Here is a 26,067-nt window from a genome sequence, read left to right as displayed (position 1 = left end):
CCTACCGTCCCGGCCGCACCCCGCCAGATCAGGCGGAGATCCGCACCTCGTCGCTCTCACCGTCGGACAGGAACGACGCCAGCGCCTGCCCCTGCTCGGCCACCTCCGCCCGCTCGGCGCGGGAGAAGGCGCGCAACGGGGTGACGGTCACCGCGCCGGACTCGACGGTCCAGGTCGCGGCCACCCGGCCGTCGGCCAGGACGACCCGCATGCCCGCGACCGACAGGCCCCGGTGGGCGTCGTCGACGATCCGGGTGCGGTCGTCGTAGCCGAGGAGCGCGTTGTCGAAGGCGGGCAGGTACCGCACCGGCGCGGGCGTGTCCGGGTCGGGGCGCGGGGCGTCGGGGAGGTCAAGGAGTTCCCGGCCGCGTTCGTCGCGGAAGGTGACCAGTTCCGCCCGGATCGACGCCACCGCCGCGGGCAGTCCGGCCAGGCCGCTCCAGGCGCGCACGTCGGCCGTGGCGGCGGGGCCGTAGGCGGCCAGATACCGCCTGACCAGCGCCGCGCCGGCCGGGTCGGCGCCGTTCGGGGGCGATGGGACGACGTCACGGCCCAGCCAGGTGGAAAGGAGCGTGTTGCGCACGCCGCCCTTGGTCCGCCACACCCCGCGCGGCGGCATCTGCACCATCGGGATGAGCGCGGCCACCAGCATCTCGCCCAGGGGCCGCGTCCCCGGCTCGGGCCACCGATCGGCCACCGCGCGGGCGATCTCCGCCATCGAGCGCGCCTGGCCGTCGGCCATGACGGCCAGGCCGGCGGCGGCGAGTTCGTCCAGGTCCACGCCGGTGAGCTCGCGGCGGTAGGTTCCGAGGACCCGCTGGCGCAGCATGGCGTCGTGGCGGGGGCGCCAGGCCAGGACGTCATCGGCGGTGAGCAGGTGAACGGTCCTGCGCATCAGGTGGGTACGGACCACGCTCCGCCGTACCAGCAGATCCGACAGCTCGGCCGGATCGAAGGCCCGCAACCGCGACCAGAGCCCCACGAACGGTTCCTGCGGCTCCTGCGCCTGCAGGCCGCACAGGTGCGCGACGGCGTCCAGGGCCGGCAGGCCGGCGCGGTCGAGCAGCATCTGCCGGGCGAGGGTCGCGCGGTTGAGCGCGCGGGTGCCGAGAACGGTCATCCCCCTAAGATCGCAGAAGAAGCGGTCAGCTTGTGTCCTCTTCTCGGGGCAAGATAGAGGTCATGCTCAAGACGTCGGCACGGCTGCTGTCGCTGCTCTCCCTGCTCCAGGTACGCCGCGACTGGCCCGGAGCGCTGCTGGCCGAGCGGCTGGAGATCAGCCCGCGCACCGTGCGCAGGGACGTGGACCGGCTGCGCGAGCTCGGCTACCCGATCGCGGCCGTGAAGGGCCCCGACGGCGGCTACCGGCTCGACGCCGGCACCGATCTGCCGCCGCTGCTGTTCGACGACGAGCAGGCCGTCGCGCTGGCCATCGCCCTGCAGAGCGCGGCCACGAGCGGCGCCGGCATCGAGGAGGCGGCGGCCCGCGCGCTGAACACCGTCCGGCAGGTCATGCCCGCCCGCCTGCGCCGCCGCATCGACACGCTCCAGATCACCACCGTCGAGCGGGCCCGCCTGTATCCGCCGGCCGACAGCGGTGTGCTGACCGTGCTCGGCGCCGCCGTCCACGCCCGCGAGGTGCTGCGCTTCGACTACGCGGGCGCCGAGGCCCCGCGCCGGGTGGAGCCGCATCACCTGCTGACCTGGGGTGGGCGCTGGTATCTGGTCGCCTGGGATCTCGACCGCGACGACTGGCGCACCTTCCGCGCCGACCGCGTCACCCCGCGCACCCCTTCCGGCCCCCGCTTCACCCCGCGCGAGCTGGGGGACGTGGCGGCGTTCGTGGCCGGGAGGTTTCAGGGCGTCGACGGCTCGGGCGACTGGCCGTGCCGCGGCGAGGTGATCCTCAGCCTCCCCGCCGCCGACGTCTCCCCCTTCGCCCGCGACGGCGTCGTGGAGGAGCTCGGCCCGGACCGCTGCCGGCTCATCCTCGGCTCCTGGTCCTGGCCCGGCCTGGCCGCCAGCATCGGCCGGTTCGACGCCGACATCGAGGTGGTCGGCCCGCTCGAACTGAAGGACGCCTTCGCCCACCTCGCTCGCCGTTATGCGAAAGCATCAGGATAAAGAACCCCGGAGGCCGGTATTTCTGCTGAGCGCGGCAATCCCCTGGAAAGCGCCTTAGTCTGCGGGCTCATCGGCATGGCCGGCCTGTTTGTTCTCGCGGAGGCGGCCGGCAGGCTGGGAATCGTCTCCACGGCGCAATTCCCGCTGGCCTCCACCGTGCTCGTCACCGCCGCGCGACTCGCCGTGGATCCCGAATTCCTGCTGGATGTCGGCGCCACTTTCGCGGGCTGGGCATTGGGGTTGCTGCTCACCGTCGCGGTGGCCGTACCGGCGGGGCTCCTGCTCGGCAGCGTGCCGCCGATCGAGGCGGCGCTGCGGCCGGTGATCGAGTTCCTGCGGCCCATCCCGTCCGTGGCGCTCATCCCGCTGGCCGCCTTCGTCTTCAGCGAGCGGCTCGACATGAAGATCGCGATGATCGTGTACGCCTCCGTCTGGCCCGTGCTGATCAACACCATGTACGGCCTCAAGGAGGTCGATCCCCTGGCCAAGGAGACACTCCGGGCCTTCGGCTTCGGCCGGATCGCGGTGTTGCTCCGGGTCTCGCTGCCGAGCACGGCGCCGTTCATCGCGACCGGGATCCGGGTGGCCGCGACGATCGCCCTCATCCTGGCCATCAGCACCGAACTGCTGGCCGGCGGGTCGAGCGGGATCGGCGCGTTCATCATCCTGGCCGGCAGCAGCCCCGACGGGCTCACGCTCACGGTGGCCGCCACCGTGTGGGCCGGAGTGCTGGGCGTCGTCACGAACGGCGCGTTCGCCTGGGCGGAACGCCGCCTCTTCCACTGGCGGGCGGCCCGGTGATCGCGCGGGTCGTGGTGGCGCCCGCCGTCCTGCTGATCTGGGAGCTGGCCACGCGGGCCATGGCGCACCCCTTCTTCCCGCCGCCGTCGGTGATCGTGGCGCGCATGCGCGAGCTGTGGTTCACCGGCTCCCCCGCCCGGCTCTGGCTGAACGACGTGGCTCTGGCCAACTTCCCGCCGAGCCTCGGCCGGCTGCTCGCGGGCTGGGTCGTGTCGGGCGTGGCCGGTGTCGCGCTGGGGGTGGCCCTGGGCCGGTCGCCGCTGCTCCACCGGCTCCTCGATCCGGCCATCCAGTTCGGGAGGGCGCTGCCGCCGCCCGCGCTGCTGCCGATGATGCTGGCGTTGTTCTCGACGGGGACCCGCATGCAGATCGCGGTGATCACGTTCGGGATCGTGTGGCCGGTGCTGTTCAACGCGGCCGACGGGGCCCGGCACGTGGACCCGCTGCATCTGGACACGGCGCGGGTCTTCGGCCTCTCGCGCGGGCAGCGCCTGTTCAGGGTGATCCTTCCGGCCGCCGCACCGAAGATCTTCGCCGGGCTACGGCTCAGCCTCTCCCTGGCCCTGATTCTCATGGTCATCGCGGAGTTCTTCAGCACCGAGGGCATCGGCTTCCAGCTCCGCGCCGCGCAGCGGGCCTTCGACCTGCCGGGCGTCTGGGGGGCCATCGTCCTGCTGGGCGTGCTGGGCTATTTGCTCAACCAGGGCTTTCTTTATCTGGAACGCCGCATCCTCACCTGGCATGACACCGCGCAAGGTAATAGGTCATGACATGGCGGCAATTCACGGGTAGTCTCAAGATCACGGTCATATCGGCCCTTGGAGCTCTCGTGTTAGAGTTTCGCCGCTTTTCTCTCCTTTGTGCCGTCACATTGGCGATCGCCGCGTGCGGCGGCAATTCGGCCGGGCAGGAAAATAGCCGGGAAAAGACCGATATCACGATCGGCATGCTGGCCCTTCCCGAGGTGGCTCCCGTGCAACTCGCCATCGACAAGGGCTACTTCGCGGCCGAGGGACTCACAGTCGAGGTCGAGGTGATCGCGGGCGGCGCGGCGGCGATGCCCGACCTGGTCTCCGGCAAGCTCGACGTCCTGCACAGCAACTACGTCTCCGCCCTGGCCGCCTCCGCCGGCGGCGTGGTCAAGACCAAGATCATTGGCGATGCTTACGTGGCCAAGCCCGGCAACTTCGTCCTCATGACGAAGAAGGGCTCGCCGATCACCACGGTCGCCGGGCTCAAGGGGGCGACGATCGGCGTCAACACGCTGAACAACGTGGCCACGCTGTCGGTGAGCGCCCTGCTGAAGCCCGCCGGGCTGACCCCGGCCGACGTCAGGTTCGTCGAGCGGCCCTTCCCCGAGATGGCCGCGGCGCTGGAGGGAGACCAGGTGGACGTGGCCTTCCTGCCCGAGCCGTTCCACCAGGCGGCGGCCAGGAAGGGGGCGGTCGTGCTGAGCGACCTCTTCACCGGGCCCACCGCCGACTTCCCGATCTCCGGCTACCTCACCACGGAGGCCTTCGCGCGGGGCAACCCGAAGGCCGTGGCCGGCTTCCAGCGGGCCGTGCGCAAGGCCGCCGACCTGGCCGTCGCCAGCCCCGCCGAGATCGCCCCTGCCCTGGAGAAGTACACGAAGATCGACCGTGCCACGGCCGGCGAGATGAAGCTCGGCGGCTACTCCACGTCCGTCGACGCCGCGCGGCTGCAGCGAGTGGCGGACCTGATGCTCGAGTTCGGCTACCTGAAGCAGAAGTTCGACGTCACACCGATGCTGGCCGGAGGCGCCTCGTCATGATCGCTCCCTATCAGGCGGTGGGGCTCGTGCCCACCATGCGCGGCATCCGTACCCGTGAGGACATCAACCGCAACATCGACCACATCGGCCACCTGATCAAGGCCGCCTCATGGCTGTCCAGCCTCGACCTCCCGGTACGGCTGATCGCGATCCCGGAAGGCGCGCTCCAGGGCTTCAACGACGAGGTCCTCGACCTGGACCACGAGGACTACGCCGCCACCTGCGCCATCGACGTGCCCGGCCCGGAGACCGCCCGGCTGGCCGAGCTGGCCGTCCAGTGGGACGCGTACCTCATCGCCCAGGCCAAGGCCCGCCACCCGGAGTTCCCCGGCCTCTTCTTCAACCTCGGCTTCGTCATCGACCCGCGCGGCGAGATCGTCCTCAAGCACTACAAGACGGTGCCGCTGCTGCCGGTGGAGCACTCGGTGACGCCCCACGACGTGTGGGACCGCTGGGTGGAGCTCTACGGCGAGACGCTCGACAGCTTCTACCCGGTCGCCGACACCGAGATCGGCCGCATCGGCATCCTCATGGCCAACGAGGGCTCCTACCCGGAGAACGCCCGCGGCCTGGCCATGAACGGCGCCGAGATCATCTACCGGGGACCGTATCCCCACCCGCACGCCGGCAACGGCATCTACGAGGTGCAGAACCGCGCCAGGGCCCTGGACAACAACGCCTACCTCATCGCCTGCAACCTCGGCACCTACTACCTCGACGCCGACTCCGAGGACCCGATCGACACCTTCGGCGGCCAGTCGATGATCGTCGACTACAAGGGGCAGGTGGCCGGCCGGCACGACTACAGCGGCGGCTCGTCCTGGGTCGCGGGCACAATCGACATCGGCGCCCTGCGCCACTTCCGGTCCACCGCCCAGTGGGACAACTGGATCAAGGACCTGAAGACCGAGCAGTACCGCGTCATCTACGACCAGCCCATCTACCCCAAGAACATGTACCTGACGCGCAAGCCGTACAGCCACGCGGAGTTCCGTTCCGAGGTCATCAACCGGCAGATCGAGCTCATGCACGATCGCGATATCTGGGTACGTCCGGAGAAGTCCTGACCCGGCGCGGCCAGAAGTTCTCGGCGAACAGGCGGGCCACCAGCTCACCCCTGCTGGAGACCCGGACCTTGGCGAAGACCGCCTTGACGTGGTCGCGGACGGTGTGGTGGGAGATGAACAGGCGGCCGGCGATCTCCCCGGTGGTCAGGCCGAGCGCGATCAGCTGGGTGATCTCCAGCTCGCGGGGCGACAGCTCGTACGCCTCGGCCACGATGACCGCCATGTCGGAGGCGGCGGCGGGCTCGATGACCAGGACGATCGGGCCCGCCGACCCGCCGGGCCCGCTCAGGGCGGAGGCGTGGCACACCAGCCAGTGCCCGTCGGCGGTGCGGATGCGCACCCGGGCGGCCTGACCGGGCGGGCAGGCGCGGGCCTGCAGGGCGGCGGTGACGATCCAGATCGGCAGGCGCACACCCAGGTCGCTGCCCGCGGACGGGCCCGCGGGGAGCCTGGCCAGGTAGTGGCGGGCCTCCTCGTTGACCGACGTCGCCTGTCCCGACGCGTCGAACAGCACCAGACCCGGACCCGGTGCGTCGGGCGCCGGCCGTACGTCCGAGGGCCGGGCGAAGGAGCGCAGGCGCGCGGCCAGCGGCGCCGACAGGCTCGCCACGAACTCCAGCTCCTCCGGCCCGAACGGCGCCCGCCCCTTGTCGCGGAACAGGCTCACCACGCCCCACGTCCGCCGGCCGGTGCGCAGGACCGCGCGAAGCTCCTCGTTCTCCGCCTGCCAGGGGCGACGGCCGTCGTGCCGCCGGCTCGCCACGGCCACCTCGGCACGGGCCAGGTCGCGGAAGGCGAACGGGCTCTCGCCCAGGATCTCGCTCTCCCAGTAGGCAGCGCAGTGCTCGCCGCCGCCGAGGTTCTCCACCCGCATCGGGGCGGTGACCAGGCCGGTCTCGGGGTCGGTCGCCGACCACACCGAGGCGTCGAAGGCCACGACCCGCCGCAGCCGCGCCGAGGTGACGGCGAACAGCTCGTCGGCGTGTTCCGCCCGTTCCGCGCGAGTCAGCACGTCGGTACGGCGCCGCCGTACCGCTGAAGGAGAACCCACTCCCCCACCCTGCCTGTTCATGGGCGCGGACGCGCATCCCCCAGATGAGGGATGGGCCCGGGGCGGGGCGGCGGCCAGCATCTCCCCCATGAGAATCGCCATCGTCGGAGGCGGGGCCGCCGCGGTCGCCCTGCTCGACTCCCTCGCCCTGCTGGACGCGCGGCCGTCCTCGGTCACCGTGTTCGAGCCGTCGGCGCGGCTGTGGAGCGGGCGGGCTTACGGGCCCGACCTTGACGCCGTGCGGGTGAACGCGCCGCCCGTGATCATGTCGATCCGCCACGGCGACCAGGAGCACTACGCGCGCTGGCTCGGCGAACGGGCGGCGGCGCACCTGGACGAGCGCCTCGGCGCGCCGCTGGTGCCCCGCGCCCTGTACGGCGAGTACCTGCGCGAGGTCGCCACAGCCGCCATGGCGCGACTGCCCGTGGACGTCCGCCGCGACCGCGTAACCCGCGTCGCGCGGCACGGCGCGGAGCTGGTGGTGCGCACGTCCGGCGGCGATGAGCAGGCCGTGGACCGGGTCGTGCTGTGCGTCGGCGGCGGCACCCCGCACGACCTCTTCGGCCTGGCGGGCACGCCCGGCTACGTCGCCGACCCCTACCCCCTCGCCCGCACCCTGCCGGACGTGCCTTCGGACAGCGCGGTCGCGGTGATCGGCAGCGGGCTGACCGCGGTCGACGTGGTGGTCGCCCTCGCCTCGGCGGGCCACGCGGGCCCGATCACCCTGATGTCACGCAGCGGCGTCCTGCCCCACGTGTGGCAGCGCCCGGTCCGCTACGAGCCACGGCACCTGACGGCGGCCCGGCTGCGCGACGTCCGCACGACCGGCGACGTGGCCCGGCTGCTGCGCGCGGAGCTGGACGAGCTGGGCAAGGACTTCGACGCCTTCGCCGCCGACCTGCTGGCCACCCCGTTCGAGGATCCGGTCGTACGGCTGCGCCGCCAGCTCGCCGCGATCGACGCGCCGGAGCTGGGCCGCCGGATCGTGCAGCAGGCGGCGCACACGCTGGGCCCGCTGACCTGGGGCGTTCTGGAGGACCGCGACCGGCTGACCGGTGAACACCGCCGCACGGCCGTCAGCGTCAGCTCGCCGATGGTCCCGGTCAACGCCGTCCAGCTCGACCGGTTGCTGGCGCGCGGCCAGCTCACGCTCGTCCGCGGCCTGCGCGCGGTGGTTCCGGGCTTCCACATCACGACCACCGACAACGACCCGCGGGCGGAGAGCGGCCTGCGTGCCGACGGTGGCCTGCGGGCTGACGTCGTGGTCAACGCCGTGAACCCGGCGCCGCACTCGGTACCGGAGGCCGCCGCGTCCCTGGTCGCCTCGCTGCTGGCCGATGGCTTGGCGACGACAGGGCCCGAGGGCGGGCTGGAGGTGCCGGCCGGCGCTCCGCTGCACGTCGTGGGCGATCTGGCGGCGGGCGGAACGTTCGTGACCTCCAGCATCCCGGCGGTCGCCGCCCAAGCCGCCGCCACCGCCCAAGCCCTGGCCGATCAGTAGCCGACCGCCTGGCCGATTCCGCGCGGGTCGGCGACGCCGTGCCCCGACCGGGATCTTCACCCACGGGTCGGCGAACAACGTGATCGGCCGCGGCATGATCACCCTGTCCGTCATCAACCCGGGTTCCCCTGTCATCGGGTCCTCCTCAGGCTGGGTGCTCTCGATTGTGGCCGGGGGCCTGCCGCGCGCCGATGGACACGGCCGGCTCTGCAGGATGTGGAACTCTCCGTCGCGCAACGCCCACTCGATGTCCTGGGCGCGCCGAAGTGCGCCTCGATCGTCCGGCCCAGCGCTTCGAGCCGCCGGATCCGCGCGTCGTCGAGCGTCTGCGCGTGCTGCCTGGCGGGTTCGACCTGGCGCTCCTCGGTGCCGCCGTCCGGCCGGGCGCGCAGTTCCTTCGTCTGCACGGCGATCTTCCTGCCGATGATCCGGCCGGCTCTGACCCGGTAGTTGTCGGCGTCGACCAGCCCGGAGACGAACGCCTCCCCCAGCCCGAACCTGGCGTCGATCACCGCGTCGGCGCCCCGCACGTTCAGGTACGTGTCCTGCTGGCCGGCGAAGGAACTGGACGGCAGGTCCTCGGCCGTGGCGCTGGAACGCACCGCGCAGGCCACGTTCCCGCCACCCATCCGGCTCAGGCGGGCTACGACGTCGTACCGGATCGGCTCGGGGACGGGCAGGTGCTCGATGGCGGCGCGCAGCCGGGCGCAGGCGGCGGCGATGGCCTCGCGGTCGTCGGCGCCCCTATGGCGCGGTGGACGACTATCCCGAGCTGCTGCCGGCGTACCGGAACGCGCACGGCGGGCGGCCGAGCATGCGGCGCTGCTGCGCACCCGCGAGCGCGGGCAGCTTCCCCCGAGCGGGACGTCCAGGTCGCCTGGAGATGCTGAACGGCGCGATAGTGCCTACCCCGACACCGAGCCCCCCGAGGCCGTCAAGTCCTACTTCCTCGCCCTGCTCCGCCAGGTGGGCTACCGCCCGGCCTGGGCGGCCTGGCTTTTCCCGACATATCGCCTGGCCAGGGACATCGACCGACACCGGCAAGAGTCCGAGAACGCGGCCCAAACAGCACCCAGTCGAACACCTGTTCCTATATAATGATCTCATGGAGCTGAAACCGAAGGGTTTGCCCGATCTGTGGCGTCCGCCGATCGTGGAGTACGCGGAGGCGATGTTTCCGGTGGCCGACCGCGGCGAGGCGCGCTACCTGCTCGCCTGGGGCGACGACCGCGACGGCGAGCGCTGGGGCTACCTGCTGCGGCGGCCGCAGACGCTCAACACCCACGACGGCGTACGGCACAGCGGCCACGTGCGCTGGGTGCACTGGCAGGACATCCGCCCGGTGGCGGGGGAAGACTACGAGACCGTCCCGGTCTGCGATCCGCTGCTGGCCGGGCACGACGATTCCATCTGACCGCTGAGGGCTGTCGATTCTCCGGGTGCTCGCGCGTCATGAGGCGTGAGCACGCATCGGAGAAAGGCAGAACCCATGACCGACGTCCAGGCGGCCATCGCCGCCGAGCGGCGCGACCTGGCCGCGCTCCTCGCCGGGCTGACCCCCGAGCAGTGGCAGACGCCCTCGCTGTGCGCGGGCTGGCCGGTACGCGCGGTCGCCGCCCACCTGAGCATGGCCTTCAGGTATTCCATGCCACGAGTCGTCCTGTCCATCCTGCGCGCCCGCGGCGACTTCCACCGCGCCTCCGACCGTCTGGCCAGGCGGGACGCCGCGGCGATGGACACCGGGCGGCTCGTGGCCGCCCTGAGTGACAACGCCGAGCACCCCTGGACCCCGCCGGGCGGCGGGCCCGGGGAGGCGCTGCGGCACGACGTGATCCACGGGCTCGACATGACGCTCCCGCTCGGGCTGGACAGGAAGGTCCCGCCGGACCGCCTCATGCTGGCGATGCCCGCCGACCTGACGGCCAAGAGCATCACGTTCTTCGGCGCCGACCTCGACGGGGTCCGCTTCGCCGCCGACGACCTCGAATGGAGCGCCGGCACCGGCGACCTCGTCAGCGGCTCTGCCCAGGACATCCTGCTGGCCGTCACCGGCAGGAGGCTGCCGGCCGGGCGGCTGTCCGGGGCCGCGGCCGCCCGGTTCACCGGCTCCTGAGAAGCGTCAGGTCAGCGGGCCGGTGGCCTTGACCTGGACGCGGACGCTGTCGCCGGGCAGGTAGGAGATGGGGATCTCGGTGATGGCGGTGATGCGGGTGCCGGCGGGGTCGGCTCCGGCGCGTACCGCGGCGTCGACGGCCGCTCGTTTGGCGGCGTCGAGGCAGGCCTCGCGGCCGCCGTCGGAGAACTGGTAGGTCCGGTCGAGCGTGCCCGACGCCTCGGCGATGGCGGCGCCGATGGCGTTGGCGACCGCCGCGTACTCGTGGCGGTGCACGGTGCTGACGCCCGGGATCTCGTCCGGGATCAGGTGCGCGCCGCCGCCGACGGCGACCAGCGGCAGGTCGGAGCGGGCCACCTTGATGCGGTCGGCCAGCCTGCCGATCCGCTCGTCCACCCAGGACAGCGCCTGCGCGACGAGCGGGCGGGGCACGTCGGCCGCGCGGCCGGGCTCGCCCGCCGAGAGGCGTCCGGCCAGGACCGACACGTCGGTGAGGGTGAGCGTGTCGCCGCCGAAGACGCGGGCGCGCTCGGTCAGCCGATGCGCGACGCTGTCCGGCCCGATCCGCAGGTCCTCCTCCGCGCGGACCACCGTCCCGCCGCCGAGGCCGACGGAGATGAGGTCGGGCATGCGGTAGTTCGTGCGTACGCCGCCGATCTCGACCGGGAGGGCCGACTCGCGCGGGAAGCCGTTGACGAGCATGCCGACGTCGGTGGAGGTGCCGCCGACGTCCATGATGATCGCGTCGGCCAGCCCGGACAGGTGGGCGGCGCCGCGCATGGAGTTCGTCGGGCCGGAGCCGATCGTCATGACCGGCCGGCGGGCCGCCTCCGCCGCGCTCAGCAGCGTGCCGTCGTTCTGCGTCATGTAGATCTCGGCCCGCAGGTCGTGCGCGGACAGCGCCTGTTCGAGGCCGGTGACCACCTCGGCGCCGACGAAGCGCAGCGCCGCGTTGAGCGTCGCGGAGTTCTCGCGTTCGAGCAGGCCCAGCCCGCCGATCTGGTGTCCCAGGGTGACGGGGAAGTTCTGGCCGAGCTCTTCGGCGAGGATCTGGCCGGCGCGGATCTCGTGCTCGGGGTTGGCCGGGGAGTGCACGCCGGTCAGCGCGATGGCGTCGACGGTGGCGCCGCAGGCCTTGGCGAAGGCGCGCACGGCGTCCTCGTCGAGCGGGCCCATCGGGCTGCCGTCGAACTCGTGGCCCCCGCGCACGACCGCGCTGTACGCGCACACCAAGCCGGCCAGGTCCCGAGGCCAGTCCGCCAGCGGCGAGATCGACATCGTGGCCGGCGCCCCGATGCGCAGCACGCCGACCCTGGCCAGGTTGCTTCTGGCGATGAGCGCGTTGACCGGGTGGGTGGTGCCGAGCATCACGTGGCTGACGTCGGCGGGCCGTACCCGGGCGAGCACGGCGGAAAGGCCGGCCTCGATGCCGTCGAACAGCGTCGCGGTCGTGGGGGTCTTGTGCCACGTCACGACCTGTCCGGCGGGGTCGATGGCGACGACGTCGGTGTTGGTGCCGCCGACGTCGATGCCGATGCGGATGGTCGTCATCGGGTCCCTCCGATGGGCACGAAGTCGAGGTCGTAGCCGAACGCGCGCGGTCCGGCCAGCGCGAGCCCTTCCGGCGTGTGCCACTGCGGCAGCGCCGGCATCGCGATCACGTGCAGCCGCTGGCCGTAGGCGACCGCCTCGGTGGTCATGGCGGTGCCGGTCTCGGTGTCGAGCAGGGTGATGAGGTCGGGGACCATCGCCTTCGGCTCGCCGTCCTCGAAGGCGATCAGGTTCTCGTTCTGCACCTCCACGCGCATGGCACGGCCCGGGTCGTCGAGGTGGGTCAGCGTGATCGTGCCCCTGGCCCAGCCGCCGGTGGTGCGGCGTTCGATGTCGGCCACCTTGCCGGTGAACAGGATCTCGGCCTCGCAGAACCGCAGGAACTCCGCGTACGCTCCCGGCCGGCCCTCCTGGATCGCCCGGATCCTGCGCCCGATCTCCAGGCAGTAGGTCAGCGAGCCGTTCGCGCCGAACCGCGCGCACTCGCCGGCGGTGACGGCGTAGGCGCTGACCACCGCGAGCATCCCCATCTGCGCCACGCACGAGCGGGCCAGCTTCTCGCCGGTGGCGTTGTCGACGGAGTCGAAGAACACGTAGTTGCCCATGGAGTCGGCCATGGTCATCGGCGTGGAGGAGAGCCCGGCGAGGGTGAACAGGCTCATCTCGATCTGCGGGAAGGCGCGCCTGATCGCGTCCGCGTCCACGCAGGGCAGCCCCAGTTCGGCGGCGACCACGAGCGGGAACAACGAGTTCAGGCCGCCGTTCTCCAGCGGTAACACGGCCACGCCGGTGCGGCCGAGATGGCTTTCCAGGGCCCTGAGCACCCGGCCGGCCTCGTCGCCGTTCGGGAACTTCTCCACGACCACCGTGGGCGCGCCGACCATGCAGATCGGCAGGAGCAGGCCGTCCGGGTCGAGGTCGGCGGCGTTGACGATCTCGATGGGGCCGTGCTTGGCGATGGCCTCGCGGAGCATGATCTTCGCGATGTAGGGGTCACCGCCGCCACCGGTGCCCAGGACGACCGCGCCGAGCGCGAGGTCCTCGACGTCGTCGAGCGTGATGCTGTTCACGAACCCACCTCCTGATGGTTCATCCGTCGATCTCCACTTCGGCTTCGATCTCCACCGGAATGCCGAACGGGAGCGAAGCGACTCCCACGGCCGAGCGCGCGTGCACCGCGCTCTCCTCCGGCCACAACTGGTGGATCAGGTCGGAGAAGCCGTTGACCACCGCGGGCATCCGGGTGAACCCCGGCGCCACGTTGACCATGCCGAACACCCGCAGCCAGGCCGTCACCCTGTCCAGGTCGCCGAGGGCCGCGCGCAGGCTGGTGACCATGTGCAGCCCGGTCGCCCTGGCCGCCGCGTACCCCTCCTCGACGCTCACCTCGGCGCCGACCCGCCCGGCGGGGCCGTCCACCGACCAGTCCGGCAGCAACGGCCCGTGCCCGGACAGATAGGCCCGGTTCCCCCGCACCCGCACCGACGGGAAGGGCAGCCGCAGCCCGTCCGGCGGCACGAGCGGCGCGGGCAGGACCAGGCCGAGCTCCCTGATGCGCGCCTCGACGCCCATCCCGCTCACACCCCTTCCGCGCGGGTACGGCGCAGCGCCTGCGCGGCGAAGCCGGCCACGTACCGCGACATCCAGTCGGTGAAGGCGGCCTGGTCGGTCATGGCCAGCATGCGGTGGTCGGCGAAGTCGGCCCGCGCCCGCCGCAGGAAGTCGTCGTCGTGATCGGCCATGATCCCCATGAGCCGGTCGGCCGCGTCGAGCATGCGGAACGCCGACAGCAGCCTGGTCTCGTCCAGGGCGAGCGGCGCGCTGCAGACCAGCACCGTGACGGTCTCGTAGAGGGCGCGGCTCAGCCCTTCATCGGCGGCCGTCATCGGGCGCCGTCCTCGAACGCGGCGCCGAAGGCGTTGTGGTGCAGCCCCGAGGTGAACCCGCGCACCGCGGGCGAGGCCGTCTCCTTGGTGACGTAGCCGACGGCGACCGTCACGTCGGGACGGATGTGCGCGGGCAGCCCGAACAGCGCGCGGACCGCCTCGTCCGCCCAGCTGGTGACGGTGCAGACGCCCAGGTCAAGCGTCTGCGCCATCAGCGCGAGGTGCGCGCAGGCCGCGCCGGAGTCCAGGCGGCTGACGTGCTCGACCATGCGCGGGCCGCCGGTGGCGCCGGCCTGGTCGAGGTCGGTGCACAGGGCGAGCATGGCCGGGGCGTTGTTCAGGAACCCCGGCAGCACCTGCCGCGCGGTGGCGAGCAGCACCGGATCGTCGACGACGACCACGTGGCGTACACCCGAGCGGGCCTGCTGGGCGCGGGCCGCCGCCCAGGCCATGCGGCCCAGGACCTCGGCGGGCACCGGGCGGTCCTCGAAGATCCGGTGCATACGGCGGCGCCGCATGCCGTCGGCGACGTCGAGCGGCTTGGCATCGATCATGTGCGCTCCCTGGGGGGTTCGGGAAGGTTGTGCATGACCCTAAGCCGGGCCGGACAAATGGGATATGTGCGATAGCACATCTCAAATTCGTATCTTGTGCACATCGCACACCTGGGACTACCGTGCGGCTGATGACCGTGGTCCGCGAACTTCTGCTCAGGCCCGACATCGGCCGGGCCGTCACGGTGCTCTGCGACGCCGGGCACTCCCGCGACATCGCGGAGGTCACGCTCATCGAGGACATGCGGGCCATCCCGCCCGCACGCCACGGCCAGGCCGGGGTCTGCACCGGCCGGGCCTCCGACGAGATCAACCCCGACCTGCTGGACGTCGCCGTGCGCTTCGCCGCCAGTGCGAACGTGGCCGCGCTCGCCCTGGTCGGGCTGCCCTTGGACCGACCGCTGCCGCTGACGGTCAGCACGCTGGCCGAGCGGCGCGGGCTCTCGCTGCTGTCGGTGGAGCGGGGCACGGACCTGGCGCGGCTCGTGATCGCGATCGAGCAGGAGATCGCCCTCGGGCCGATGCGCACGATCTCCCGGGCGGCGGCCGCACTGGCGGCGCTGGACCGGGCCGAGCCGGGGCCCGACCCGATCGGCGAACTGGCCGCGCTGGCCGGACACGAGCTCGGCCTGCCCATCACCGTCGAGCACCGCCCGGACGGCCAAGGAGTGCCTGTCACCGTCGAGCACCGCCTGGACGGCCAAGGAGTGCCCGTCACCGTCGAGCGTCGGCCCGGCGGCGAGGGGGTGCCCGTGACGGTCGCCGGGGCGGTGCGGGCGCGGCTGCGGTGCGCGCCCGCCAATGACGCCAGGGACACCGGGGATGCCGCCGACGCGGTGGTGCGGCTCGTGCTGCATCGGGCCGCCTCGCTGGCCGGGCACGCTATCGAGCGGGCCCGCCGTACCTCGGAAGGACCGGCGGCGTCGCGGGCGGCGCTGCTGGCGGAGCTGCTGCTGAGCGCGCCCGAGGACGCCGGGCCGCTCCTGGCCAGGACGCGGCGCGCGGGCTTCGTCGTCGACGGCTGGCACACCGTGATCCACATCGAGCTGGACAACCTCGACAGCCTCACCGGCGGCGAGGCCGCCCGCCACGAGCTCACCGTCGAGGCCCGCCGCCTGGCGCTGCAGGCGGCCCTGAACGACGGCGCCGACTGGCACCGCGCGGATGCCGGCAGCGCGCTCACGCTGGTGCGTACCGACCGGTCAGAACCCGCCGTCACCCAGCCGAAGGCGCTCGCCCGCACCGCGACCGCCGTACTCGCCAGGCTCAAGGAGCAGTTCGCCGGCCTGCGCATGTACTGCGGTGTCGGCGGCTCCTACCAGGGGCTCGAAGGCCTGCAGACGTCCGCGACCGAGGCCCGCGCCGGCGGGGCGGCCGCGCGCACCGCCCGCCACCAGGACCGACCGCTCGCCTTCCGCGACCTCGGGTTCCGGCGCGTGCTGCTGCAGTGGTACGCCATGAACAGCTCGCGCGTCGTCGTCGACCGGCTGCTGGCCCCGCTGGACGAGCTCGGCCCGCGGCGCAAGGACGAGGCCATCCGCACGCTCCAGGCCTTCCTCGACCACCCGGGCTCCCCCGGCGACGCGGCGGCGGCGCTCGGCGTGCACCGCAACACCATTGCCAACCGGGTCAAAAGGCTGCTCGACCTGCTCGACATGGACGGCGACAACGCCGACCACCGCCTCCTGCTGCAACTGGCCTGCCGCGTGGCGAGCGTGCGATAAAGCGTTCGACGGCCGCGTGCGCGATGGGCATGATGGGCCGTGATGGACCGAGCGTAGAACCACCTCGATCACGACAGGGCGGCCCGCCCTGTCGCCAGCAGTCATGCCCCTGATCGAGGAACGGACATCTCATGAACATTCACGAATACATGGAGTACGACGCCGTCGGTCTCAGCGCCCTTCTCCGGAGCGGCCAGATCACCGCCGACGAGGTCGAGACCGTCGCCAGGCAGGCGCTCACCCTGGCCGACCAGCGGCTCAACGCCCTCGCCGCGCCCCTGTTCGACACCGCCCTCCGGCACGCCGCCGACGCGCCCTTCACCGGCGTGCCCTTCCTCATCAAGGACATGGGCCCCATGGCCGAGGGCGTGCCCTTCTACCTGGGCAGCCGCAGCCTCGGCAGCGGCGTGCGGGCCCGGAGCGACAGCGACCTGATGCGCCGCTTCCGCGCCGCCGGGCTGGCCACGCTGGGCCTGACCACGATGCCGGAGCTGGGCATCGCCTTCACCACCGAACCGGTCAGGACCGGCCCCACCCGCAACCCGTTCAACCTCGCGCACGGTGTCGGCGGATCCAGCGGCGGCGCCGCCGCGCTCGTGGCGGCGGGAGCCGTACCCGCGGCGCACGCCAGCGACAGCGCCGGTTCCATCCGGATTCCCGCCTCGTGCTGCGGGTTGATCGGCCTCATGCCGACGCGCGGGCGGGTGGGATGTGAGCCGATGTTCGGGCTCAGCCACGACTTCGTGCTGACCAGGACCGTCCGCGACGCCGCGCACCTGCTCGACGCGCTGGGCGGCCCCGCGCCCGGTGACCGGTTCGTGCCGCCCGCGCCCGCGCGGCCGTACGCGAGCGAACTGCACGCCGAGCCGGTACGGCTGCGCGTCGCGGTCAGCACCGAGGCGTGGCCGGGAACCCCCGTCGACGCCGAGGTGGCGGCGGCCACCGACCGGGCGGCCCTGCGGTTGGAGGAGCAGGGACACCACGTCGAGCGGGACCGGCCGGCCGTGTCCGCGGAGGAACTCGTCGAGGCCGTGGTGGCGCCGCAGATCGCGTTCCTGACCGGGGTGTTCAGGCACGCGCCGCGCCCGCCCGAACCGGCGCTGCTGGAGGCGGTCTCGCGGCGGGTGTTCGAGGAGGGGGCGGAGCTGGGCGTGTTCGACCTGCTGACCGCGTTCGAGACACAGGAGCGGCTGCGCCGTACGGCGGGGACGTTCTTCACCCGCTACGACCTGCTCCTCACGCCGACAGTGGCGCAACCACCGCTGCCGCACGGCACCCTGTGCTACGACGACCCGTCGTACTCGGTGGCCGGATGGGTGCGGGCACAGCTGGAGTACGGGCCGTTCACGGCCCTGTACAACGTCACCGGCCAGCCCGCGATCAGCCTCCCGCTCGGCCGGAGCGCCGCCGGGCTGCCGATCGGCGTCCAGGCCGTCGCCGCCCACGGCCGGGAGGACCTCCTGCTCCAGATCGCCTCCCGCCTCGTCCCGCCGTTTCTCCAGTCGCGGCACCAGGTGACGCTCCCCTGACCGGGGTGATCCTCCGAAAGGGGGATGCCGCCCGATGCCGCGCCTTCGGCACACTGAGGGCACCGCGGCGATCGCCCGCCCGAACGCTTCCGCGCAGTCCGCGGGAGCCGTGTCGTCGCCGGCCATGCCCGGGGCATCGGATTCGCTCCCCGGCGAGGCGCGACACGGGGAAACACCCGGCCCGGCCGTCGTAACGCGAGGACGGCCGGGCCGGACGACAGTGGAGGCAGGCGCTCGCCCGCCGGGTCACCGCGGGGCGACGAACAGCCGCACGTTGGTGTAGGCATGGGGGTGAAGGTGCTGTTGTGTCCGGACACACCTCAGAAGGGGGACTGATGAGCGCGGGTGCACTCGGGGATCTGGCGGAGCGCTTCTGGCGGTGGCGGGTCGCGGCCGCTCCCGACAGCGGCGACGACATCACCAGGGTCGAACGTCCGCCCGGCTGGGTGCCGGACTGGTCGGCGGCCGCGGTGGCGGCCCGGCGGGACACGTGGCGGTCCTTCGACGCGGAGCTGCGCGCGCTCGACCTCGATGACGCGCCCGTCTCGGTCAGGGTCGACGCCAGACTGCTCGGGTCGGCGCTCGCCCGGGTGCGATGGGAGCTGGACGTGCTGCGGGCCTGGCAGCGCAACCCCTGTTTCTACCTGGACCAGGCGCTGGTGGCCGTCTACAACCAGCTCCTGCCCGCCCCGCCGTTCACCGCGGCGCGGGCCGCCTCGATCGTCGCCGCGCTGGGCGCGATCCCCTCGGTGCTGGCCCAGGGCCGCGAGAACCTGGCGGGTCACGCCGCAGCGCCGTTCGCCCGGTCGGCGCTGACGCTGCTGGAAAGCGCGGGGCCGTCGCTGAGAGCCGGGATGTCCGCCCTCGCACCACTTCTGCCGGACGCCACGCGGCTGAGCGAGACGACGGAAACGGCAGTAGGCGCGCTCGACGACTTCGCCGCCTGGCTGCGCGAGCAGGTGCCGGGCTTCACCGACCGGACGGCCGTCGGGCCCAGTGCGCTCGCCTTCTTCCTGCACGAGGTGGCGCTCCTGCCGTACGGAGCCGAGCAGGTGCGTGCCATGGGACGCCAGGAATGGGACCGGGCCGAGGCGCTGGAGGCCACTTTCCGGCACCGTCACCGCGAGGTGCCCGACCCCACCCTGCCCACCGGCACCGCCGCCCTGGTCGAGGCGGAGGCGGCCGACGAGCTGGCGTTGCGGGCCTTCTACACGGACTCGGGCCTGCTGAGCCAGCCCGCCACCCTGCGCCGCTACCTCTTCGCCGAGATGCCCGCCTACCTGGCGCCGCTGGCGTGGCTCGGCGTGCCGCACGAGATCGGCGTCGAGTCGCGGCCCGGCGCCGACGCGATCAGATACGTCGAGCCGCCCCGCCCCGACCTGCCGTACTTCGAGCTGGCCGCCGCCCGCGACCCTCGGGTCCAGCTCGCTCACGAGGGCGTGCACGCCCAGCAGCTCGCGCTGTCGTGGCACCACCCCGATCCGGTACGGCGCCGCTACTACGACTCGGCGGCCAACGAGGGCATCGCCTTCTACCACGAGGAGCTCATGCTGCAGGCGGGGCTGTTCGACGGCTCCCCGCACAGCGCCGTGTTCGTGGCCAACGCCATGCGGCTGCGGGCGCTGCGGGTGGAGGTGGACATCGCGCTCGCGCTCGGAGATCTCACGCTGGCCCAGGCGGCGGACGTCCTGGCCGAGTCGGTGCCGATGGACCGGGCCACGGCGTGGGAGGAGGCCGTGTTCTTCGCGGGCAACCCCGGACAGGGGCTGAGCTATCAGATCGGCAAGCTGCAGGTGCTCGATCTGCTGGCCGCCACCCACCGCCGCCAGGGCGCGGCGTTCGACCTCGGCGCCTTCCACGACCGGCTCTGGCTGGAGGGCAACGTGCCGCTCGCGCTCCAGCGGTGGGAGTCGCTCGGCCTCACCGACCAGGTCGAGGAGGCCGACCGGCTGGCCAAGCTCGCGTAGCGGACCGGCTCTACGATGTCGCCATGGATGGGAGCTCTTCGGACGTCGTACGGGCCTGGGACGCGCGCGCCGATCACTATCTGCGCCTGTTCCGCCACGAGCTCGAAGGCAAGCCCTTCGACCGGGAGGTCCTGGAGGCGTTCGCCAAGCGGGTCGGCGCCGGAGGCAGGGTGTGCGACGCGGGCTGCGGGCCCTGCGGTCACGTGACCGCGCTGCTGGCCGGGCACGGCCTGGACGCCTTCGGCATCGACCTGTCGCCGCGCTGCGTGGAGCTGGCCAGAAGCGAGCAGCCCGGATGCCGGTTCGAGGTGATGGACCAGCGGGCCGTCACGCCGCCGCTCGACGGCCTGGTGTCGTACTACTCCCTGCACGATCAGCCCAAGCGGGAACTGCCGCCCACGCTCACCGCGTGGGCGGCGGCGCTCCGTCCGGGCGGTCAGCTCCTGGTCGTCGCCAAGGAAGGCTCCGGCGACGGCGTCATCGCCGATCCGCTCGGCAGCGGACTGCGGGTCTACTGGGCCGAGCACACCGCGGACGAACTGCGCGCCGCGGCGGAAACGGCCGGTTTCCAGGTCGACGACGTCACCGTCCGCGAGGCGTACGACGACGAGATCCCCAGCAGGCGCATCTACCTGGCGGCCACCCGCGGGCCGCTCAGCCGACCCGGCGGGCTCTGAGCGCTTCGAGTGCCCTGTCGGCGTGGACGGACATGCGGATCTCCGACTTGACCACCGCCAGCACCCGGAAGTCGGTGTCGATCACGAAGGTCTGGCGTCTGGTCGGCGCCAGCGCCAGCCCGCGCCGGACGCCGAACCTGGCGGTGACCGTGCCGTCCGGGTCGGACAGGAGCGGGTAGCCGAGCCGGTGCGTGTCGGTGAACTCCCACTGTTTCTCCACCTCGTCGGTGCTCACGCCGACGGGCCGCGCCGACACCTGCGCGAACTCGGCCGCCAGATCGCGGAAGTGGCACGCCTCGCGGGTGCAGCCCGCGGTCATCGCCGCCGGGAAGAAGAAAAGCACCACGGGACCGTCCGCCAGCAGGTCCGACAGCCGGCGCGGCCGGCCCGTCTCGTCGGGAAGCTCGAAATCCTCGACGAGGTCGCCCGTTCTCATGCGACGACCTTACGTCTCGCCTGCCGAGCGGTACTCGGTGGGGGTCTGGTCGTGGGCCTGGCGGAAGGCGCGGTAGAAGCTGGAGCGGGTCTGGAAGCCGCTGGCGTGCGCGATCCGGTCCACGCCCCAGTCGGTGCCGGACAGCAGGCGGCGGGCGTGGGCGAGGCGGAGCTGGGTGACGTACTGCCAGATGGGCATGCCGAGCGCCTGCTTGAAGGCCATGGCCGCGTAGGTGGGGTGGACCCCGGCCGCCCGCGCGATCTCCTCCACGGTGAGGTCGCCGGTGTAGCCGCGGGCGATGACGGCGAGCATCCGCTCGGCCGAGCGGGCCTCCACGGCGCCGGTGGCCGGTCGCCTGCCGGTCGCGAGGCGGGCGAGCCTGGCGTGCAGCTCCAGCAGGCAGATCTCGGCCTCGTCGGCCACCGGGCGGCGGCCCAGGCGCAGCTCCTCCTCCCAGCGGCGCATGAGGAAGCGGTCGTGGGTGGCTTCGCGGGCGGTGCCGTACAGGAAATGGCCCTGCAGGAGACGGTCGAGCGCGCTCTGCAGGGCGGGCTGGCCGATGACGGCGCTCAGCGGGACGGTCACCCAGAGGAAGTCGACGTCGCGCTCGGACACCAGCCGGTGCGGGTAGCCGCCCCAGAAGACCGCGAGCCTGCCGCGCGGCAGGTCCACCGGGCCCGCCGCGGTGGTGTAGCGGGCGGTGCCGGACAGGACGAGGTTGAACTCCAGCTCGGGGTGGATGTGGGACCGCGGCATCGGTCCCGAGGTCACGTGGAAGGCCCGCAGGCCGATCACCTGGGCGAGGGGCACGACCTTGAGAATACGCGACACCTTGCCGATCTGACCCGGATGCCCGGCGGGGGCGCGGCGAAGGAGGGTGGGGACAACACCCCTTGATGCGGAGGTACGCACCATGTCCGAGCTCGACGACTTCATGTTCGACCTCAACGGCTACCTGATCCTGGAGAACGCGGTCGACCAGGATCTGCTGGCGCGGCTCAACGCCGAGTTCGACGCCTTTCCGCGCGATCTGGCCCGCGGCGAGTGGTACCGGGGCGGCCAGCGGCGCGACTACACCCCGGAGACCGGCTTCGAGCTGCACCAGGCGGTGGCGGCCGGGCGGCCGTTCGAGGAGCTGATCGACCATCCGAGCTGGTTCGAGCTGGTCAAGCACTACGCGGGCGAGGAGGACAGCTACATCCCCGGCGTCTTCATCGACGAGACGATCGCCTCGATCAGGGAGTCGGGCGGGCACCATCCCGTGCACTCCGGCGGATACCGTACGGCGCTGCGCTGCGGCTACCGCTACGACCACGGCGTCTTCCGCTGCGGCCAGGTCAACATCATCCTCGCGCTCACCGACATCGGTCCCGGCGACGGCGCGACGATGGTGGTGCCCGGCTCGCACAAGTCGAACTTCAAGCATCCGCTGGCCGGCGACTACGCGGCCGGCGACCGCATGGACACCCTGCCCGGCGCGATCCCTGCGTACCTGAACAAGGGTGACGCGCTGCTCTTCGTGGACGGGCTGATGCACGGCGGCTCCACCCGGACGAACCCGGGTGAGCGCCGCGTCCTCATCTACCGGTACGGCCCCGTCTGGGCCGGCAGCCGCTACGGCTACGCCTACGACGACGCCTGGCTCAAGGAGCTGCCGGAGCGGCGGCGCACCGTGCTCTACCCGGTGCCGCGCGTCCACGTCGGCGACCCGTGCCCGGAAGAGCCCGGCGACCGCTGAGCGCCGGGGTCCCCGTCGTCGGCGAACAGGTGGCGGTCGTGGTGGGCGACGGCGTACTCGATGGCGCCGAAGACCACGCACTCCTCCCCCAGCGTCGAGGCGCGGACCTCCGGCATGCGCATGCACACGCGTTCGAGGCGCTCGCGCAGCGGCGGCAGCAGGACGTCGGCCGAGCGGGAGAAGCCGCCGCCGAGCACGACGACCTCCGGGTCGAGCAGCAGCACCATGGCGGCGGTGCCGACGGCCAGGTCGTCGACGAAGCGTTCGACGCAGGTCAGGGCGACGGGGTCGCCGTCCCTGGCCGCCGCGAGCGTGTGTCCCGCCGCGTCCTCTGGCGGCACGTCAGCGGGTACGGCGGGGCAGGCGTGCAGGTGCTCCGGGGCGTCGAACCAGCGCGCCTCGGGCAGCATGGCGATCTCGCCGGCTGCCGCGCCGTACCCTCGGTGGAGTTTGCCGTCGATGATCAGAGCCGAGCCCATGCGGCGTCCGATGTGCAGGAAGACGACGTCGCCGGCGCCGCGCGCGGCCCCGCGCTTGGACTCGGCGAGTACGGCCAGCCTGCTGTCGTTCTCGATCAGTACCTCGCATGGGAACATGCGGCGCAGTTCGGCGGCCAGGTCCAGGCCGCGCCAGGCGGGGATCGCGGCGGAGAAGACGACGTGGCCCTCACGGGTGACGACGCCGTTGGTGCCGACGGCGACGGTCCAGAGGTCGGTCATGCGTTTGCCGCTCAGCGCGAGGCAGCCGTCCACGGCGCGCTCTATGGCGGCCAGCCGGTCGGCGAGCGGGGCTTCGGGCAGGACGGGCTGCCTGGTCTCGGCCAGGACCTCTCCGTCGAGGTCGGCCAGCGCGGCGCGGACGTTGTGCGCGCCTATGTCGATGCCCACCAGGTATCCGCTGTCGGCGCGGAAGCGGTAGCGCCGGGCGGGGCGGCCCATGCTGCCCGCGGTGGGCGCGACCTCGACGACCCATCCGAGTTCGATGAGCTCGTCGACGACGTCTTTGGTGGAGGGTCTGGACAGGCCGGTCCGCTCGGCCAGGGCCGACAGCGTGAGCGGCCCGGCCCCGCGCAGTTCGCGCAGGGCCGACAGCGAGTTGAGCTGTCTCAGCCGGGACAGGTCACCGCCGCGAAGGTTCGTCATCGTCCTCCCTAATGGAGCTTTCCTGGTTATGTGAGCAGTATGCCAGTGCGCACTTCGGCGCGTTTTCCTTGGTTTTCGCGCCGGAATCGGCATTGACCCGCCGAACGCGACGGTGCTACTAATGAAGCACTCCTTCGTAAGTAGCGAGAGGAAACAAGCCTGATGCCGTTCGCAGACGTCGGTGAGGTCAGCTGCGACCCCCGGAACGCGCTGGTCTTCGAACACGGCTGGCAGTCGTGGAGCCCGACAGGCGCCTACCGCCTGGACGACCGGCCGCCCCGTGCGGCCGACCCCACGATCCAGACCCTCTGCTACCGCCCCGAGACGCCGGTTCCCGCCGGCGTGTTCCAGGGCGAGGGCCTGCTCGCGATCGACCCCGGCGACGGCGGTCCCGTCGAGCTGTGGTCCGCGCCCGGCCCGCTGCAGGTGCCCTCGATCCGGGCCCGGCGCGAGCACGACCGGCTGATCGTCTCCGCCGACGGCCCGGTACGGCACAGCCGTACCTCCGAAAGTCTCGACCAGGCACTGCGCGACTGGGCCGGCACGGTCGCCACCGGGCACGCCCCCGGGTCGTTCCCCGCGGTGCCACCCATGTGGTGCACCTGGTACGGCTACTGGGACAAGGTCACCGAGGCCGACGTGCTGGAGAACCTGGAGCTGGCCCGGCGGCACCGCGTGGACGCCGACATGTTCCTCATCGACGACGGCTACGAGGCCGGGATCGGCGACTGGCTGGACTTACGGCCGGAGTTCGGCTCACTGGAGCGCGCGGTCGGCGCGATCACCGACGCCGGCAAGCGGGCCGGCATCTGGGTCGCCCCCTTCCTCGCGGGCCATCACAGCCGGATCTTCCGCGAGCACCCCGACTGGCTGGTCCCCGGGGTCTCCGCCGGGCACATGTGGGACCAGGACCTCGCCGTCCTCGACGTCACCCACCCCGACGCCGCCGCCCACCTGGTCCACGTCTTCGAGCGGCTGGCCGCGATCGGCCTCACCCACTTCAAGCTCGACTACATCTACGCCGGCGCGCTCCCGGGCCGCCGCCACCAGGACGTGGACCCGATCGCCGCCTACCGCAGGGGCCTGGAGCTGATCCGCGAGGGCGCCGGGCCCGGCGCCACCATCCACGGCTGCGGCGCCCCGATGCTGCCCAGCCTCGGCCTGGTCGACATCATGCGGGTCAGCCCCGACATCGCCCCCACGCTGCTGCCGAGGTCCGGCGACATCAGCCAGCCGTCGCAGCTCGGCGCCCGCCTGGCCGGGGCGGCCAGGGAGTTCCTGCACGCCCGCTGGTGGGTCAACGACCCCGACTGCCTCATCGCCAGGCCCGAGGTGGAGGCCCGCGAGGACTGGGCCGCCCACATCGCGGCCACCGGCGGGCTGCGCGGCTCCAGCGACCCGATCGCCGCGCTCGACGCGTGGGGACTGGAGACGACCAGGCGCCTGCTGGTCCCGACCAGGACGGATCCGTCGTGACGGCCGACGCGCGGCCCCTGTCGGCGGCGACCGGCCACCGGCGCCGGGGCAAGGCGCGCCGCCGCTGGCACTCCCTGCACCCCTACGTGTTCGTCGCGCCGAGCCTGTTCGGCGTCTTCGCCTTCCTCCTGCTGCCCGTGCTCATCGTCTTCGGGCTCAGCCTGTTCGACTGGGAACTGCTGTCGGACCCGGTCTTCGTCGGCCTGGACAACTACGTCGCGATGGCGGCCGACGGCACGGTCTGGAGCTCGCTCGGCGTCACCGTCCTGTACGTCCTGCTGTGCATCCCGCTGCAGACGGTGCTCGCGCTGGCGCTGGCGATGCTGGTGAACCAGAAGCTCAGGGGGATCAAGTTCTTCCGCGCGCTGTTCGTGATCCCGTGGATCGCCACGCCGATGGTGCTCGGCCTGGTCTGGAGCTGGATCTTCGACCCGAGGGACGGCGCGATCAACCGGTTCCTGGAGGTGTTCGGCGTCACCGGGCCCGCCTGGCTGTCGGAGACGTCGCTGGCGCTGCCGGCCGTCGCCCTGGTGAGCGTCTGGCAGAACACCGGCTACAACATGCTGTTCTTCCTCGCCGGGTTGCAGGGGATCCCGCAGGAGCTGCACGACGCGTCCTCCGTCGACGGGGCCACGCCGCGCCAGCGCTTCTTCCGGGTGACGCTGCCGCTGCTCAACCCCACGATGTTCTTCGTCATGGTGACCAACATGATCGGCGCCTTCCAGGCCTTCGACACCATCTACTCGATGACGGCGGGCGGGCCCAGCGAGTCCACGACGGTCTTCAACTACAAGATCTTCCACACCGCGTTCAGGGAGTTCGACTTCGGCTACGCGGCCACGCTGTCGATCCTGCTCTTCCTGATCATTCTGCTCGTGACGATGGCGCAGATCCGGTTCTTCAGCAAGCGCACCACCTACGACCTGAGCTGAGGCAGA

The 26,067-nt window shown here is 72.3% G+C and carries 26 protein-coding genes; 15 read left to right on the top strand and 11 right to left on the bottom strand.

Annotated elements, in window-relative coordinates; translation table 11 throughout:
• Nucleotides 1-28: 28 nt before the first annotated feature.
• Nucleotides 29-1,120, bottom strand: a complete 1,092-nt coding sequence (locus HNR40_RS50355; RefSeq protein ID WP_184975094.1) for a winged helix DNA-binding domain-containing protein — start codon at nt 1,118-1,120, stop codon at nt 29-31.
• A 62-nt stretch (nt 1,121-1,182) separates the two neighbouring features.
• Here HNR40_RS50355 and HNR40_RS50350 point away from each other — a divergent pair, with 62 nt between their 5' ends.
• The 5 genes from HNR40_RS50350 to HNR40_RS50330 all read left to right on the top strand — a co-directional run bounded on the left by HNR40_RS50350 (nt 1,183) and on the right by HNR40_RS50330 (nt 5,784).
• Nucleotides 1,183-2,124: a helix-turn-helix transcriptional regulator gene (locus tag HNR40_RS50350; RefSeq protein WP_184975091.1), complete on the top strand. Its 942-nt coding sequence runs from the start codon at nt 1,183-1,185 to the stop codon at nt 2,122-2,124.
• Between the two features lie 75 nt (nt 2,125-2,199).
• Complete coding sequence (locus HNR40_RS50345; protein WP_184975088.1) at nt 2,200-2,925, top strand: ABC transporter permease; 726 nt, start codon at nt 2,200-2,202, stop codon at nt 2,923-2,925.
• The gene (locus HNR40_RS50340) at nt 2,922-3,695 is read left to right on the top strand and encodes an ABC transporter permease (protein WP_312896848.1); all 774 of its coding nucleotides are present in this window, start codon (nt 2,922-2,924) and stop codon (nt 3,693-3,695) included. The genes HNR40_RS50345 and HNR40_RS50340 overlap by 4 nt, the downstream gene beginning before the upstream one ends.
• Nucleotides 3,692-4,717 carry an ABC transporter substrate-binding protein gene (locus tag HNR40_RS50335; RefSeq protein ID WP_184975085.1) on the top strand — a complete coding sequence of 342 codons (1,026 nt, stop codon included), beginning with the start codon at nt 3,692-3,694 and terminating at the stop codon, nt 4,715-4,717. Before HNR40_RS50340 ends, HNR40_RS50335 begins: the two co-directional genes overlap by 4 nt.
• Nucleotides 4,714-5,784, top strand: coding sequence for a nitrilase-related carbon-nitrogen hydrolase (locus tag HNR40_RS50330; RefSeq protein ID WP_184975082.1), 1,071 nt, complete (start codon nt 4,714-4,716; stop codon nt 5,782-5,784). Before HNR40_RS50335 ends, HNR40_RS50330 begins: the two co-directional genes overlap by 4 nt.
• On the opposite strand, the gene HNR40_RS50325 is transcribed toward HNR40_RS50330, so the two are convergent.
• A complete protein-coding gene (locus HNR40_RS50325) occupies nt 5,741-6,835 on the bottom strand; it encodes a helix-turn-helix transcriptional regulator (protein ID WP_312896846.1) in 1,095 nt (364 codons plus the stop codon). The two genes, HNR40_RS50330 and HNR40_RS50325, sit on opposite strands and share 44 nt — an antisense overlap.
• An 88-nt stretch (nt 6,836-6,923) precedes the next feature.
• On the opposite strand from HNR40_RS50325, the gene HNR40_RS50320 reads away from it, so the two are divergent.
• A complete protein-coding gene (locus HNR40_RS50320; protein ID WP_184975077.1) occupies nt 6,924-8,336 on the top strand; it encodes an FAD/NAD(P)-binding protein in 1,413 nt (470 codons plus the stop codon).
• Nucleotides 8,337-8,467: 131 nt separating this feature from the next.
• On the opposite strand, the gene HNR40_RS50315 is transcribed toward HNR40_RS50320, so the two are convergent.
• Nucleotides 8,468-9,169, bottom strand: coding sequence for a PEP/pyruvate-binding domain-containing protein (locus HNR40_RS50315; RefSeq protein ID WP_184975074.1), 702 nt, complete (start codon nt 9,167-9,169; stop codon nt 8,468-8,470).
• A gap of 272 nt (nt 9,170-9,441) precedes the next feature.
• On the opposite strand from HNR40_RS50315, the gene HNR40_RS50310 reads away from it, so the two are divergent.
• Together HNR40_RS50310 and HNR40_RS50305 are read left to right on the top strand one after the other, a co-directional pair.
• Nucleotides 9,442-9,750 (top strand): hypothetical protein, encoded by a 309-nt coding sequence (locus HNR40_RS50310; protein WP_184975071.1) that lies wholly within the window; start codon nt 9,442-9,444, stop codon nt 9,748-9,750.
• A gap of 75 nt (nt 9,751-9,825) precedes the next feature.
• The gene (locus HNR40_RS50305; RefSeq protein WP_184975068.1) at nt 9,826-10,449 is read left to right on the top strand and encodes a maleylpyruvate isomerase family mycothiol-dependent enzyme; all 624 of its coding nucleotides are present in this window, start codon (nt 9,826-9,828) and stop codon (nt 10,447-10,449) included.
• A gap of 6 nt (nt 10,450-10,455) precedes the next feature.
• On the opposite strand, the gene HNR40_RS50300 is transcribed toward HNR40_RS50305, so the two are convergent.
• The 5 genes from HNR40_RS50300 to HNR40_RS50280 are packed head-to-tail and all read right to left on the bottom strand — an operon-like array spanning nt 10,456 to nt 14,440.
• Entirely contained in the window at nt 10,456-12,000 is a 1,545-nt protein-coding gene (locus HNR40_RS50300) for a hydantoinase/oxoprolinase N-terminal domain-containing protein (protein ID WP_184975064.1), read from the bottom strand.
• On the bottom strand, nt 11,997-13,070 hold the full coding sequence (locus tag HNR40_RS50295; RefSeq protein ID WP_184975061.1) for an S-methyl thiohydantoin desulfurase family protein: 1,074 nt from the start codon (nt 13,068-13,070) through the stop codon (nt 11,997-11,999). The genes HNR40_RS50300 and HNR40_RS50295 overlap by 4 nt, the downstream gene beginning before the upstream one ends.
• A 19-nt stretch (nt 13,071-13,089) precedes the next feature.
• Entirely contained in the window at nt 13,090-13,572 is a 483-nt protein-coding gene (locus tag HNR40_RS50290) for a RidA family protein (protein WP_184975058.1), read from the bottom strand.
• Between the two features lie 5 nt (nt 13,573-13,577).
• A complete protein-coding gene (locus HNR40_RS50285; protein WP_184975055.1) occupies nt 13,578-13,886 on the bottom strand; it encodes a DUF6092 family protein in 309 nt (102 codons plus the stop codon).
• On the bottom strand, nt 13,883-14,440 hold the full coding sequence (locus tag HNR40_RS50280; RefSeq protein ID WP_184975052.1) for a nitroreductase family protein: 558 nt from the start codon (nt 14,438-14,440) through the stop codon (nt 13,883-13,885). Before HNR40_RS50280 ends, HNR40_RS50285 begins: the two co-directional genes overlap by 4 nt.
• Nucleotides 14,441-14,571: 131 nt before the next feature.
• Here HNR40_RS50280 and HNR40_RS50275 point away from each other — a divergent pair, with 131 nt between their 5' ends.
• From HNR40_RS50275 to HNR40_RS50260, 4 genes are all read left to right on the top strand, one after another.
• A complete protein-coding gene (locus HNR40_RS50275; protein WP_184975049.1) occupies nt 14,572-16,164 on the top strand; it encodes a PucR family transcriptional regulator in 1,593 nt (530 codons plus the stop codon).
• A gap of 131 nt (nt 16,165-16,295) precedes the next feature.
• Entirely contained in the window at nt 16,296-17,693 is a 1,398-nt protein-coding gene (locus HNR40_RS50270; RefSeq protein WP_184975047.1) for an amidase, read from the top strand.
• A gap of 335 nt (nt 17,694-18,028) precedes the next feature.
• Nucleotides 18,029-19,660: a DUF885 family protein gene (locus HNR40_RS50265; RefSeq protein ID WP_184975045.1), complete on the top strand. Its 1,632-nt coding sequence runs from the start codon at nt 18,029-18,031 to the stop codon at nt 19,658-19,660.
• A gap of 23 nt (nt 19,661-19,683) precedes the next feature.
• Complete coding sequence (locus HNR40_RS50260; RefSeq protein ID WP_184975042.1) at nt 19,684-20,337, top strand: class I SAM-dependent methyltransferase; 654 nt, start codon at nt 19,684-19,686, stop codon at nt 20,335-20,337.
• Here HNR40_RS50260 and HNR40_RS50255 read toward each other — a convergent pair.
• Together HNR40_RS50255 and HNR40_RS50250 are read right to left on the bottom strand one after the other, a co-directional pair.
• Nucleotides 20,315-20,773, bottom strand: coding sequence for a peroxiredoxin (locus tag HNR40_RS50255; RefSeq protein WP_184975039.1), 459 nt, complete (start codon nt 20,771-20,773; stop codon nt 20,315-20,317). The genes HNR40_RS50260 and HNR40_RS50255 overlap by 23 nt on opposite strands.
• Nucleotides 20,774-20,782: 9 nt before the next feature.
• Entirely contained in the window at nt 20,783-21,604 is an 822-nt protein-coding gene (locus tag HNR40_RS50250; RefSeq protein WP_184975036.1) for a helix-turn-helix domain-containing protein, read from the bottom strand.
• Nucleotides 21,605-21,686: 82 nt separating this feature from the next.
• Between HNR40_RS50250 and HNR40_RS50245 the strand changes: the two genes are divergently transcribed.
• The gene (locus HNR40_RS50245) at nt 21,687-22,511 is read left to right on the top strand and encodes a phytanoyl-CoA dioxygenase family protein (protein ID WP_184975033.1); all 825 of its coding nucleotides are present in this window, start codon (nt 21,687-21,689) and stop codon (nt 22,509-22,511) included.
• Here HNR40_RS50245 and HNR40_RS50240 read toward each other — a convergent pair.
• Nucleotides 22,451-23,653: an ROK family transcriptional regulator gene (locus HNR40_RS50240; RefSeq protein WP_184975030.1), complete on the bottom strand. Its 1,203-nt coding sequence runs from the start codon at nt 23,651-23,653 to the stop codon at nt 22,451-22,453. The two genes, HNR40_RS50245 and HNR40_RS50240, sit on opposite strands and share 61 nt — an antisense overlap.
• Nucleotides 23,654-23,815: 162 nt before the next feature.
• On the opposite strand from HNR40_RS50240, the gene HNR40_RS50235 reads away from it, so the two are divergent.
• Nucleotides 23,816-25,129, top strand: coding sequence for a glycoside hydrolase family 36 protein (locus tag HNR40_RS50235; protein WP_184975028.1), 1,314 nt, complete (start codon nt 23,816-23,818; stop codon nt 25,127-25,129).
• The gene (locus HNR40_RS50230) at nt 25,126-26,061 is read left to right on the top strand and encodes a carbohydrate ABC transporter permease (RefSeq protein WP_221341821.1); all 936 of its coding nucleotides are present in this window, start codon (nt 25,126-25,128) and stop codon (nt 26,059-26,061) included. Before HNR40_RS50235 ends, HNR40_RS50230 begins: the two co-directional genes overlap by 4 nt.
• Nucleotides 26,062-26,067 lie beyond the last annotated feature (6 nt).

Origin of the sequence: Nonomuraea endophytica (genome assembly GCF_014203235.1) — a bacterium.
In the GTDB taxonomy this organism is placed as follows: Bacteria; Actinomycetota; Actinomycetes; order Streptosporangiales; family Streptosporangiaceae; genus Nonomuraea; species Nonomuraea endophytica.
Note: the sequence above shows the minus strand (reverse complement) of the source record. Positions and strands in the feature narration are given on the sequence as shown.